The organism is Acidobacteriota bacterium, from assembly GCA_016713675.1.
Taxonomy (GTDB): Bacteria; Acidobacteriota; Blastocatellia; order Pyrinomonadales; family Pyrinomonadaceae; genus OLB17.
Genome location: JADJOS010000001.1, coordinates 1,664,970 through 1,677,173 on the forward strand (window position 1 = coordinate 1,664,970; position 12,204 = coordinate 1,677,173).

Below are 12,204 nucleotides of genomic sequence, written 5' to 3' on the forward strand. Positions count from 1 at the left end.
TCGGGTCCCGGCGTAGGAAAATAGAATCTCAGTCGAATGACGAAGTAATTAAGTCGGAAATCGAGGCTGGACTTGAGAATACCGGCAAACAGTAAAAAAATCTTCTAACGAAGACCAGAATTATGGAAAACACTAACGAAACAAAAACAAATGGAATGCCGCGACTTAATGAACCGGCACCGGAATTTGTGGCGAAAACCACTCACGGTTTGAAGAAACTTTCGGATTATAAAGGAAAATGGCTTGTGCTATTTTCCCATCCGGCTGATTTTACACCGGTTTGCACAACCGAATTTATGGCGTTTGCCAAAGCTCATCCCGAGTTTCAGAAAATGAACACTGAACTTCTGGGGCTTTCGATCGACAGCAATTTTGCACACATTGCGTGGGTGCGAAACATCAAGGAGAAATTTGGGGTGGACATTCAGTTTCCGGTAATCGAGGATCTGTCGATGAATGTGGCCCATGCTTACGGCATGATCCAGCCTGGTGCTTCGGACACATCCGCGGTTCGAGCTACTTTCATCATCGATGACAAGGGTATCTTGCGTGCGATGGTCTACTACCCTATGACAAATGGACGTTCGATCCCTGAATTTGTCAGGCTCGTAAATGCGTTGCAAACTTCAGACGCTAACAAAGTGGCAACTCCGGAAGGATGGCAGCCCGGCGATAAAGTCATCGTGCCTCCACCGACAACGACTGAGGAAGCTGAAAAGCGGGCTGATGAAGGGTTTGAATATACAGACTGGTATTTTTCAAAAAAGGAGCTCTAATATAATGGCGGATCGGGAAAACCTGGCCGCCATTCTTATACATGAATACGGGGCTGATGAAAAGTGAGGTTTAGAAATGGAAAAATCGGCGGTTTTTTGTAGGACTTACGGTCCGACTGATGAATCTGAGTTCTGGCGATATCCGTTGCACTGGGTTCTCGGAGTGTTTGACGATCCTGACCGGGTTGCGGAAGCGATCTCGTCCCTAAGGCAATCTAATTTCGGTGACGAAACTATCGAGGTTCTGTGCGGTACTGAAGGGAAAAACAGATTGATTTTACCGGCGAGAAACATGGCTGGTGGGGAACTTTTGTCCGATCGCTCCAGAACCTAAGCACGGAACGGCTTTTCCTCGAATACTATCAAAAGGAGTTGCACGCGGGTCACTATTTATTGGAAGTGAAAGTCGCGGATTCTGATGAGAAACGTCTCGCCGCAAAGATATTGAACGACACGTCTGCGAAGCGTGTAACTTATTTTGGAAATTGGTTCATCGAGGGGATCGGAACCAGTCAGCAGAGGGTGGAAAAGAATAATTATGGCTATGTTCGATCGTTAAAACTTTCCTTTTCTGAGGCCGTCGAACGCACACGGGAAGCCCTAAAAGTGGAAGGGTTTGGTGTATTGACCGAGATCGATCTAAAGGCGAAATTCAAGGAAAAACTCGATGTTGACTTCGGCAACTATTTGATCCTTGGAGCGTGCAATCCGTCGCTGGCATACCAAGCTCTTCAGGAAGAGATCGAACTCGGACTTCTATTGCCGTGCAACGTGATCGTATTTCAGAAGGAAGATGAAATCTACGTGGCGGCCGTCGATGCAAAGAAAATGCTCGCCGTGACCGGCAATACAAAACTTGAAGTATTTGCCGACTCTGTCAATGAAAAGTTGCGGCGAGCGATCGATAGTATCTAAATGGAGGATCGTAACAAATGCTTCAAGGATTTGAGACTTTCCTTTGGATTCTGACAAGTGGGATCTTAATGAGTTCGATCGCACTCGGTGGCAGTGGAACGTTTTTTCTGTTTGGCGAAAAGCTCGAGAAATTTCTTCTGCTTCTTGTCGCTTTTTCGGCTGGAGCACTCATCGGTGGAGCGTTCTTTCATCTAATTCCGGCAGCTTTAGAAAAGGCTGGCGTCAACCTCAACGTATTTGTTTGGGTAATGATCGGATTTTCATTGTTTTTCGCCCTCGAACAATTTCTACATTGGCATCATTGCAGAAAGGCCGAGACAACGTGTAAAAAACCTTTGACATATCTGATATTGCTTGGCGACGGGCTCCATAACTTTATTGGCGGGATGGCGATCGGTGGGACTTTTCTATTGGACATTCGATTGGGGATCGCATCCTGGCTGGCAGCTGCGGCACACGAAATCCCTCAAGAATTAGGTGATATGGGCGTGCTGATTTACGGTGGTTGGTCAAAGAAACAGGCATTAATATTCAATTTTCTGTCTTCCTTGACATTTTTAGCGGGAGGCTTGGTTGTTTATCTTGCTTCCTCTCAATTTGACCTCTCGTTTTTGATTCCCTTTGCCGCCGGCAATTTCCTTTATATTGGAGCGTCGGATCTGATTCCAGAAGTTAATAAGCACGAAAGCCTAATAGCTAATGTTAAGCATTTCGCTTCATTCATTGTTGGACTGGGTTTGATGCTGGGCGTGAAGTTAGTGATGGAATAAACTATCAAAGTAATATGTTCTTTTCTGCAAAAACTAGGTTTCTATTTGGGTTGATACTTGTTGTGGTCGTCGCTAACCAGGTTTTTGGACAAGCGGCTAATAAGATCTCGATCGAAACATCGAATTCCGTCGGCAATGGATATTCATTATCTCTGGAGCCTTTCGTTATTGAGGGGTTTTTGGGATTGCAGTCTTATGCTGCTGGCCAACATGAAGGTAAGTGGCTGTTGATCGGCGGTCGAACCGATGGGCTTCACCGCCGGCAGCCATTCGCCTCTTTCTCGTTGAGCGGTAACAATACAAATATCGTGGTGATCGATCCGCAGACGAAGCAAAGCCGGACCGCATCGATCGCAGATCTCCCTCCAGCTTTGAACGAGCAGCTTCAGTCGACGAATATGCAGTCCATTCAACGCGGAAAGACTCTCTACCTTATCGGCGGATACGGTTATAGCAAGTCTGCCGGCGATCATATAACTCACAACAAACTGACAGCGGTCAAGGTTGATTGTGTGGTCGCGGCGGTCCAGAACGGCACTACGTCCGCACCTTGTTTTCGTCAGATCGCCGATCCGCTATTTGCGGTGACAGGTGGACAAATGGGACGGATCGGCGACACATATTTTTTGGTCGGAGGCCAAAAATTTGACGGCCGCTACAACCCGATGGGTCCTGATCATGGTCCGGGGTTTTCGCAAGAGTATACCAATAAGGTAACGAGATTTCGGATCGTCGATGATGGAAGAACATTGAGCATCAATAGTCTGGTCTCGGCCACTGACAAGGCAAATTTGCACCGTCGGGACTTCAACATGCTTCCGCAGATCTTTCCCGACAATTCTTTTGGATTTACCGTCTTTTCCGGAGTATTCCAGGTTGGTGCCAATATTCCATTTACTAACACGGTCGATATTTACCCTACAGGACACCGTGTCAACGATGCGTTCGTTCAATATCTCAGCCACTATCACAGCGCCAAGGTGGCCTTTTATGACGCATCGGAACAAAGGATGGAGAACATCTTCTTCGGCGGAATCAGCCAATACGAGGAAAACGCCGGAACTTTGACAAGGAATGACGATGTTCCTTTTAGCAAGGTAATTAGTAAAATTACGCGCGACAAAGCGGGTAAGATGACCGAAACTAAACTCAGTGAAATGCCTGGATTTTTAGGTGCGAGTGCGGAGTTCTTCGTTAACCCTCAACTGCCGATATATGAAAACGAAATAGTCAAGATAAATGAGATCAAGGGCGACCGGGTTTTCCTGGGCCATATTGTTGGAGGTATTTCCTCCACCCGAAAGAGCATTTTCTTCAGCAATAGCGGAGTCGAAAGTGAAGCGAGCAATCTCGTTTTCAAAGTTTGGCTCACGAGGACCGGTCAAACCAAATTGAGTGACACCAAAATGGGGAAAAAGTGAACAAAATGAACCAAAAACAACATTGGGAAAATGTATATTCGACCAAGGCCCCTGATCAGGTGAGTTGGTATCGTGACCATTTGGACAACTCGCTGCAAATGATCTTGAATACAGGCGTTGGGAAGGATGCCGCGATCATCGATGTAGGCGGCGGGAGTTCGACGTTGGTGGATGACTTGTTGGCCGCCGGCTTTGCTGATGTTTCAGTTCTCGATATTTCCGGCACAGCGATCGCAAAAAGTAAGGAACGTTTGGGCACAACGGCAACAAAGGTAAATTGGTTGGAAGCTGACGTCACCGAAGTGGTTCTCCCAAGTGACCACTTTGACGTATGGCACGATCGGGCGGTGTTTCACTTTTTGACCGACGCTGACGATCGCCGAAAATATGTCGAACTCGTCATGCGTTCGCTAAAAGTCGGCGGACATATAATTATCGCGTCATTTGGGCTTGATGGCCCGCAGAAATGCAGCGGACTCGACGTTGTCCGGTATGATCCCGAAACTATGCATAATGAATTTGGTGAACAATTCCGACTCATAAGGAGTGTCGGCGAAACTCACCAGACGCCATTTGGAACGACGCAGGAATTTATTTATTGCTATTGCAGGAAGGTTGTATGAACGGCAAATTTGATCCCAGTAACGCGATTCAAGACTTTTTGGTTTTCGGCGAATTCGGCGATGTAAATCCGTCGATAACGGATTCTTCGACATTCACTTTTATGAGCCCCGATCGTATGGAAGAGCTTTTCGATCATGAGATCGAAGGCTGCTTTCTTTATTCGCGGCATTGGAACCCGACGAACAAGTTTCTCTCGGATGCTCTGGCGCATGGAGGACAGCGAGTCAGCTCAGGCAAAGGCTTCGGGAATGGCGGCGATCTCGTCAACGATCGTACAGATATGCGGCAGCGGGGATGAGATCATTTCCTCCAGGACGATATATGGCGGTACGTATGCTCTTTTCAAGAATTTTCTTCCGCGGTTCGGTATCAAAGTCCATTTTGCCGATCTGTCTGACGTCGAACTTGTCACCTCGCTCATTAATAATAAGACACGAGTGATATATTGCGAATCGATGAGCAATCCGCTGCTAGAGGTCGCAGATTTCCCGTCGCTTTCAGCAATTACCAAGAAGCACGGTCTGCAACTCGTCGTTGACAACACGTTCAGCCCAATGATCCTTTCTCCAATACGGCATGGAGCTGATGTTGTTGTTCACAGCCTAACAAAATACATCAACGGCACAAGCGATTGCGTAGCAGGTGCAGTATGTGCGAGTGACGAATTTATCCACAAGCTAACGGACATCAATTCAGGGGCATCGATGCTGCTTGGAGCGGTCCTCGACAGCACGCGTGCCGCCAGTATCCTGAAAAATCTGCATTCGCTTCACTTGAGGATGCGGCAGCACAGCGATAATGCGATGTTTCTTGCGGAAAAACTTCGGGAGCTTGGGCTCCGTGTCTATTATCCGGGGTTGCCCGATCATCCTCAGCACGAGCTGCTCACGCGGCTTATGAATCCGGGTTACGGCTATGGCGGAATGTTGGCGGTCGATGTCGGCACTTTGAAAGATGCTAACCAGCTAATGACACTAATGCAGCAGGAAAAGGTCGGCTATCTTGCCGTCAGTCTTGGCTATTTTAAGACTCTTTTTAGCGGTCCGGGCCACAGCACGTCGTCCGAGATACCGTTAGAAGAGCGAGAGGCAATGGGTCTGAGTGAAGGACTCGTACGGTTCTCAGTTGGTCTTGATAACGACATCCAACTATCGTTCGAACGCATTAAACGATGCCTTGCTGAAGTAGGCGTTATTTAGTAACAGTTCCAACTGGCGGTATTTGAGGTTTCGCAGCCTGATCTCTTTTTACGTTTGCGAAACTGATGTAAGATTGTGCTTTTCGCAAATTCAAATAAATTATGTCAGAAGTGATAGAAGAAGCAGTAACGACGCGTATCGAAAACGATTCGATGGGAAATATCAACGTGCCGACAACGGCATATTGGGGGGCTCAGACCCAGCGGTCACTCCACCATTTCGATATCGGATTCGATATCATGCCGCGTGAAGTGATCAGAGCTCTCGGGATATTGAAAAAGGCGGCGGCGATCGTCAATTTTGATCTTGGTAAACTGCCCGAGGAGAAAATGAATCTGATCGTTCGGGCGGCCGATGAGGTGATCGATGGTAAACTCGACGCTCACTTTCCATTGCGTGTTTGGCAGACGGGTTCGGGTACGCAGACGAACATGAATGCCAATGAGGTCATTTCAAACCGGGCGATCGAGATCGCGGGCGGCGAAATGGGCTCGAAAACCCCGGTTCACCCGAACGATGATGTCAACAAATCGCAATCATCCAACGATACGTTCCCGACAGCAATGTACATCGCTGCTGCGGAACGTGTGACGGCGCTGATCCCTCGGGTGCAGACTGTCAGTGATGCGATCAAAGCAAAGGCGCGCGAATTCGAGGGTGTCGTGAAGATCGGCCGAACGCATCTTCAGGACGCGACGCCGGTGACCGTCACACAGGAATTCAACGGCTGGGCGAACCTCGTCGACCGCGATATCGAGCGAATGAGAATGGTTCTGCCAGGACTGATGGATCTTGCGATCGGCGGCACGGCTGTCGGCACTGGACTCAACGCACATCCCGAATTTGCCGAAAGAGCGGCCGCAAAGATCGCCGAGTTAACCGGTCTGCCTTTTAAGTCGCATCCCGATAAATTTGCGGCACTTTCTGCTCATGACGAAGTGGTATTCGCCTCTGGAGCATTGAAAACACTTGCAGCAAGCCTGATGAAGATCGCTAATGACATTCGCTGGCTCGCTTCGGGACCGCGATGCGGCATTGGTGAACTTTCGCTGCCAGAAAATGAACCTGGAAGTTCGATCATGCCCGGGAAGGTCAATCCGACGCAGTCTGAGGCGATGACGATGGTCGCCGTGCAGGTCTTTGGCAACGATGCCGCTATCGGTTTTGCGGGATCGCAAGGGAATTTCGAGCTGAACGTATTTAAGCCCGTAATGATCCACAATTTCCTGCATTCGGTGCGGTTGATCCAGGACGCGTGTTACGGTTTCGTCGATTTCTGTATCAAGGGAATCGAATTGGATCGCGATCAGATCGACCATTACCTGCGAGACTCGTTGATGTTAGTGACCGCATTAAATCAGCATATCGGATACGACAACGCGTCAAAGATTGCAAAGAATGCACATAAAAAGGGCATCTCCTTAAGAGAATCTGCGGTTCAGTTGGAGCTATTGACGGGTGAGAAATTTGACGAACTCGTAGTAGCTGAAGACATGACGCACCCGTAAGAACGTCAAACTGAAAACGGTTACATAACGAGTGACGCCTGAAGCAGGATTCGTAAATCGCTTGCAATCATTGCGATTGGAGCTATCGATCCTAAAAAACCTCAGAACAACCCGAACCAATTATGTTAGTGAGTTTTGCTTGGCCAGTCTCCATCGGGTCGACAACTCAAGTTGTGTCAACCGTTATCCTCCAATAATAACTGTTGTTTCGCCTTTCGTTATGCTATTTGTCGGACCGAGAGCCTCGAGGATCGTGTCGCCCATTCGTGATGCCGGGAGGTTGTTTATCATCACCGTGGCGGAACCCGTGATGACAACGCCGGGTCCGTGGGGCGGAACGGGTGAGGGAACCGCGCATGTATGGATATCAGCTCCCGCAGACGCGCTTGTGATAGCACTCGACATCGAGGACAGTGCGGCTGCCTTTGCAGACTGTTCAGCGGCGACGGCCGCAGGAGCCCCAGGCGTCCCGGCTGCCGCGGCGGATGCCGCAACCGCGGTCTGAACAGCAGTATCGGCTGCGGCTTTTGCCGACTGCAACGCGGCCACCGCCCCAAGTGGAACTCCACGCCACGCGGCCGCAAATCCGATCGAAACGTCCGGACTGCCTGGTCCGACGCTAAGGTTCGGCGGCAACGGGTGAGCGGTGGTATCGACTAGAGCTCTAGCTGCTGGTCCGGTTGGCATATTATTTGTCTCCTAACTGATCGAAACACAAAAGACCTACATTGCATAAGGTATGAGTATATCTTTCTCTAAAACCGTTTCATCGATCTTGACCGATCCTGATGCGCTGACCGTCAGTTCAAATAGAACCAGATCCTGGCCAGAAATCGCATAGTAATTGCAGACTTCGCCCGAGCAGGCGGGCGGTTTGATAACGCCGGTGTACTTGGCAACAAACTCAGCAAACATATCGGATTGAGCATTGTTCAATGCTGGTCGGGATTTTATTGAACTCACAGATTCGAGTATCCGCAACCTGTTGCCTCCGGCGACGGCGATGGAAAGAAACTCGCTGCCGTAGGCAATACGGTCCTCCGCACGATTAAGCATCGTCTTAGAACGCTGAGCAAAGTTAACGAATGCCTCTTTATCGCCAGTCAATACGATCGCCTCCTCGCCGGAGACGACACCGACGAAGTGAACGATCATTCGGGTTGGAGCGAACTTACTAACTCGAACGATCGTTCCGTTTCCGATCTTCGGCCCGTACGACTCCAGTTTCGACGCAGGGTCGCGAACAAGGTTGGCGATCTCCTTGTTAGTTTGGTCCAACATATTTGCCAATACTTCCTTTTCCATTGCAATCTTTTTCTCCTTGGCTGGCGTTTCCGTCGGCACTTCCAAACTCTCCATCGCCGTAAAAGGCCGTCCGCAGCCATCACCAAAAACCAAACCGACGATTAAAAGGATCAAAAACTTCATACAGCCTCTCAATTTGCTATGGAGTGCCGCCCCCGGCGGGATGGGCGCCATCCCACGCATTTCCATAATAATCAGGGTAGCTTTCGCCGGAATTCGAGGTTTCAACCTCTCCATTTCTAAAGCCGTCTTCTACTCGTTGCCGTCCGGCGGCACGACCGGCCGCCGCAGCATCAGCATCGCTTATATTCGGGTTTGCCGCACGTGCGTCTGCAACACCTTGGTCATATGCTGTATGGTACTCGTCCTGAAGAGGATAGCTGGTTTCGGCCGCACTCTCATGGCCGCTTTCTATCAACTCATCTCGAGCCTCAATACTTCGAACGACTCCTTCGGATTCTTCGTCAACCATAGCGTCGACGTATTCGTCACGAGTTTGATTTTCGATATCGCCTGATGTCCCCTCATGATGCTCCTCGGCGTGGTTCATTTCATGAACAAATCCTAGTGCCTGGCGATCCGGCGTCTGTGCGGGATTGATGTTCATGTTGTTATCGCCGGGATCAAAGGTCGAGCCTTCGCCTGGACGGAAGCTCGATGAAACGCCATAGCGGTCATAAACCTCGAGGGCGTGGCGTCCTTGTTCGGAGTTTGCCAGTGTGCCACGCATCGCCGTAATTCGCGGATCTTCGCCCGGACGCGGAGGTGCAATATAGTGCTGAGATCGCAGATTTCGTCGTCGTCTGCCGCCGCCTCCGCCGGAACGAGGCCTATCAAGATAGCCGGGCTCGCCCGTATCCGCGGGTTCGGCATCAAGGGCATCATCAAATGCCGGATTGCCGGTACCGGCTGCAAATCCACCCGAATTGATCTTGGTAATCGTTCCCGCGATGGTTATTCCGCTTGGATCGATCATAATGCAGTTTCCACCGACCTTAAGGCTGATCTTGGTCAATGCCTCAAGGGTGATCTCGCGAGCATTTAGCTCGGTCTTTGCCCCAACAATCGTCGAAAGGTTTGCCTGATAATCCTCAACTACGTCGCCTTTGACGGATTCGTTAAGCTTTCCGTCAATGCCGACGAAATGGCTGTCCTTTATGTGAAGGTCGTAATTACCACCGACAGTGACGGCAAGGTTGCCGCCCGGTTGGTTGTCGGATCGAACACCAATGACCTCCTGGCGATTTCCGCCGCATGTTTCGTACATTGATCCACGGGCCCGCAGATCGTACCGTTTTTGAGAACGAATAAATACCTGTTCTTTGCCCGCTTTATCCTCAAAACGCAATTCGTTGAATCCCTTTCCATCGTCCGGACTTGTTCGTGTCTTTATGTACGTCAAGGTCTTGAACTTGGGTAAGTCATAGTGAGGCATTGTTTCGGGTTATAGACCGATCCCGTTATGATCGGCGAATCTGGGTTGCCCTCGAGAAAATCCACTATAACTTCCTGCCCTACACGAGGAATGAACATTGTTCCCCATTTGTTGCCGGCAATGCTGGTCGAAACGCGCAGCCAGCACGAAGATGTAGCGTTATTCCTCCCCTCGCGATCCCAGTGAAACTGCACCTTAACGCGGCCAAATTTATCCGTGAAGATCTCTTCGCCTGCGGGGCCCACAACTATCGCGGTCTGACTGCCGCTAACGGTGGGTTTTTCAGTGCGTCGAATAGGACGGAACGGGGCTTGTCCTTCGCCCTGTGGAATGCTGATAAATGCGACGCTGTAGGCATCCTGCACATTCTCATCGGAAATATAACTCGGTGACTGGGTCGCTTCTATACGTAATGACACCAAAACGTGATTGCGGTTATTGGCCGATTCCGGGTGTGATGTCAGCTGAAATCGGAAACCTGCCGTCATCGAGCAACAATCAGAAGTGCCTGGACTGCTCTTGTAGGCGACATCCAACTCTTGTTGTCTTATTCCGACAGTTCGAGTGCGGTCATCGAAGACGCGTTGCAAGACCCCTGATTGCTCACCCCCGCCAGCGTCGATCCCGTCAAACCGGCTCGCGTAAGCTCCCGGATAATCGTAGATCTCGAGATCTTGATTGCCGCCGATATTGAACCTGCTCATTTGCACGGCCTCGAGGTTGTTGGTCGGCAACTGAAAATTGAAATCCCGAAGTGTAAATTTGCCGGCTCTAAGCTTGTTTGTTACTTGCCATGAGTGGACTGCCCCTTGCCATTCATCAGGATTGGTGGAAATATCAAGCCTGAATGGTATTTCGGATTTTGTTGGACAATCACGGTGCGAGCCCGGAGTGTTCGCGACTATCATTCGATGTGAATCTGCGGTATGTACAAAATAATAGTAGATACCTTCCTCTTCCATCAGGCGCGATGCAAAATTAAAGTCGGATTCGCGATATTGGACGCAATAATTCCTAGGTTCAAAAGTCCCCTGTATCTCGTACGTAACCTCAAGCCCTTCCAAAACCTTTGCGAGTATCTCAGGGACCGACATATTTTGAAAGATCCTACTCTGGGAGTTTTGCGTCAAGAGCCAGAAGTGCGGCACGATCTCCGCTCGATATTTCGAAAAACGTTCATTTCGGTTTCCCTGCGTAAAATCAACGCAGATGCCATTGAAGAACCGTTCCGCGCCATCGGCCTGGCGGACAGCCACGGTCATTTTCTGTCCAAGTAATTGCTGTGGATCGACAAGAGTCGGTTCTTCACCCAGATCTTCCTCCTCGTGGAGCATTTCAAGATCGTAACGGAACAATTGAGAAATACCTTCGGCTGCTCGGATCCTTTTTATAAGTAAAAAATCATCCGCCAGCGGCGTCGTTAATTTGAGTAATCTACCTTCTTGTGTCGTTGGCATAACTATTAAGCAACAATTCGGCTGCTGATTCTAGACGTATAACCCAAACAACTTTTGCCAAGCAAAAAAATACTCAGCTACCGACCTGGCGGCATCCCGGGAGATGTTGGTGCGGTCGTCGGTGTCGTGGAAGCGGGCCGAACAATGGCCGGCAACCAGCTATTTAAATCGACGGTCCATTCCTCAAGTGAATAAGGATTTGAATATCCGTAGGGAATATAACCGCCAGCCATCGCAATTGGTGGATAAGCCGGTGCCGAACTCGAAACCGAAAGCGGAAAACCATCCCTGATCGAAACAGCCACTGCGGAACAGCAATTAAACCCTCTCGCAGCATAATTCAATGGATGCAGTTGCAGCGAATTCCAATAACGGTATACAAGGGCTTCATTCAGGCCCGTTGATACAGTGATCGATCGCGTGGGTCTACTACCTTCTTCACCGATATCATACGATAAGTCGGTAATGACCCGCCCTGGAGATTCTCTTTGCCAATCGGCACCTAGACCCGGCCAAAATGCACGATAACAATCATCGTACGGAGCTCCTGTTTCTGAAACAACACCGATGAACTCGATCCCTGCATGTCCCCACCTTTCCATCGAACCAGACGGGATAGCATCGATCCAGTCCGGTAAGATACGGCGGCGTGTCGGACGACCGTGGTAGTCGAAGTCTTCTATATAGAGATCCGTAATGCCGTCCAATATTGTACGGCCCGGCGAATCGAGAGCCGTGTTGACCGGATACCAAATATGAACCTTGATCATAGTATTCCGCTAATAAGGCTGCAG

Annotated in this window: 11 protein-coding genes and 1 pseudogene; 7 read left to right on the top strand and 5 right to left on the bottom strand. The window is 49.7% G+C overall.

The window, feature by feature from the left end:
- The first annotated feature begins 122 nt into the window (after positions 1–122).
- The 7 genes and pseudogenes from IPK01_07615 (at position 123) to fumC (ending at position 7,213) form a co-directional block, all read left to right on the top strand.
- The gene (locus IPK01_07615) at positions 123–776 is read left to right on the top strand and encodes a peroxiredoxin (GenBank protein MBK7933360.1); all 654 of its coding nucleotides are present in this window, start codon (positions 123–125) and stop codon (positions 774–776) included.
- Positions 777–1,298: 522 nt separating this feature from the next.
- Entirely contained in the window at positions 1,299–1,691 is a 393-nt protein-coding gene (locus IPK01_07620) for a DUF302 domain-containing protein (protein ID MBK7933361.1), read from the top strand.
- Between the two features lie 17 nt (positions 1,692–1,708).
- Positions 1,709–2,461 (top strand): ZIP family metal transporter, encoded by a 753-nt coding sequence (locus IPK01_07625; protein MBK7933362.1) that lies wholly within the window; start codon positions 1,709–1,711, stop codon positions 2,459–2,461.
- Between the two features lie 14 nt (positions 2,462–2,475).
- Positions 2,476–3,882 (top strand): T9SS C-terminal target domain-containing protein, encoded by a 1,407-nt coding sequence (locus IPK01_07630; GenBank protein MBK7933363.1) that lies wholly within the window; start codon positions 2,476–2,478, stop codon positions 3,880–3,882.
- Positions 3,883–3,887: 5 nt separating this feature from the next.
- Positions 3,888–4,505 carry a class I SAM-dependent methyltransferase gene (locus IPK01_07635; protein MBK7933364.1) on the top strand — a complete coding sequence of 206 codons (618 nt, stop codon included), beginning with the start codon at positions 3,888–3,890 and terminating at the stop codon, positions 4,503–4,505.
- A pseudogene (locus IPK01_07640) lies at positions 4,502–5,705 on the top strand (aminotransferase class I/II-fold pyridoxal phosphate-dependent enzyme). The gene IPK01_07635 and the pseudogene IPK01_07640 overlap by 4 nt, the downstream one beginning before the upstream one ends.
- Before the next feature lie 101 nt (positions 5,706–5,806).
- Complete coding sequence (gene fumC / locus IPK01_07645; GenBank protein MBK7933365.1) at positions 5,807–7,213, top strand: class II fumarate hydratase; 1,407 nt, start codon at positions 5,807–5,809, stop codon at positions 7,211–7,213.
- Positions 7,214–7,396: 183 nt separating this feature from the next.
- Here fumC and IPK01_07650 read toward each other — a convergent pair whose 3' ends face one another.
- The 5 genes from IPK01_07650 to IPK01_07670 all read right to left on the bottom strand — a co-directional run bounded on the left by IPK01_07650 (position 7,397) and on the right by IPK01_07670 (position 12,180).
- Positions 7,397–7,900: a PAAR domain-containing protein gene (locus tag IPK01_07650; protein MBK7933366.1), complete on the bottom strand. Its 504-nt coding sequence runs from the start codon at positions 7,898–7,900 to the stop codon at positions 7,397–7,399.
- A gap of 36 nt (positions 7,901–7,936) precedes the next feature.
- Entirely contained in the window at positions 7,937–8,641 is a 705-nt protein-coding gene (locus tag IPK01_07655) for a hypothetical protein (protein MBK7933367.1), read from the bottom strand.
- 16 nt (positions 8,642–8,657) lie between these two features.
- Positions 8,658–9,953, bottom strand: a complete 1,296-nt coding sequence (locus IPK01_07660) for a hypothetical protein (GenBank protein ID MBK7933368.1) — start codon at positions 9,951–9,953, stop codon at positions 8,658–8,660.
- Positions 9,917–11,410, bottom strand: a complete 1,494-nt coding sequence (gene tssI / locus IPK01_07665) for a type VI secretion system tip protein VgrG (GenBank protein ID MBK7933369.1) — start codon at positions 11,408–11,410, stop codon at positions 9,917–9,919. Before tssI ends, IPK01_07660 begins: the two co-directional genes overlap by 37 nt.
- A gap of 77 nt (positions 11,411–11,487) precedes the next feature.
- Complete coding sequence (locus IPK01_07670; protein ID MBK7933370.1) at positions 11,488–12,180, bottom strand: hypothetical protein; 693 nt, start codon at positions 12,178–12,180, stop codon at positions 11,488–11,490.
- Positions 12,181–12,204 lie beyond the last annotated feature (24 nt).

What these genes read in the sequence shown, in the direction of transcription:
- IPK01_07655 (MBK7933367.1), bottom strand. Translation starts at nt 8,641, where the DNA reads ATGAAGTTTTTGATCCTTTTAATCGTCGGTTTGGTTTTTGGTGATGGC.
- fumC (MBK7933365.1), top strand. Translation starts at nt 5,807, where the DNA reads ATGTCAGAAGTGATAGAAGAAGCAGTAACGACGCGTATCGAAAACGAT.
- tssI (MBK7933369.1), bottom strand. Translation starts at nt 11,410, where the DNA reads ATGCCAACGACACAAGAAGGTAGATTACTCAAATTAACGACGCCGCTG.
- IPK01_07670 (MBK7933370.1), bottom strand. Translation starts at nt 12,180, where the DNA reads ATGATCAAGGTTCATATTTGGTATCCGGTCAACACGGCTCTCGATTCG.
- IPK01_07625 (MBK7933362.1), top strand. Translation starts at nt 1,709, where the DNA reads ATGCTTCAAGGATTTGAGACTTTCCTTTGGATTCTGACAAGTGGGATC.
- IPK01_07615 (MBK7933360.1), top strand. Translation starts at nt 123, where the DNA reads ATGGAAAACACTAACGAAACAAAAACAAATGGAATGCCGCGACTTAAT.
- IPK01_07660 (MBK7933368.1), bottom strand. Translation starts at nt 9,953, where the DNA reads ATGCCTCACTATGACTTACCCAAGTTCAAGACCTTGACGTACATAAAG.
- IPK01_07635 (MBK7933364.1), top strand. Translation starts at nt 3,888, where the DNA reads ATGAACCAAAAACAACATTGGGAAAATGTATATTCGACCAAGGCCCCT.
- IPK01_07650 (MBK7933366.1), bottom strand. Translation starts at nt 7,900, where the DNA reads ATGCCAACCGGACCAGCAGCTAGAGCTCTAGTCGATACCACCGCTCAC.
- IPK01_07630 (MBK7933363.1), top strand. Translation starts at nt 2,476, where the DNA reads ATGTTCTTTTCTGCAAAAACTAGGTTTCTATTTGGGTTGATACTTGTT.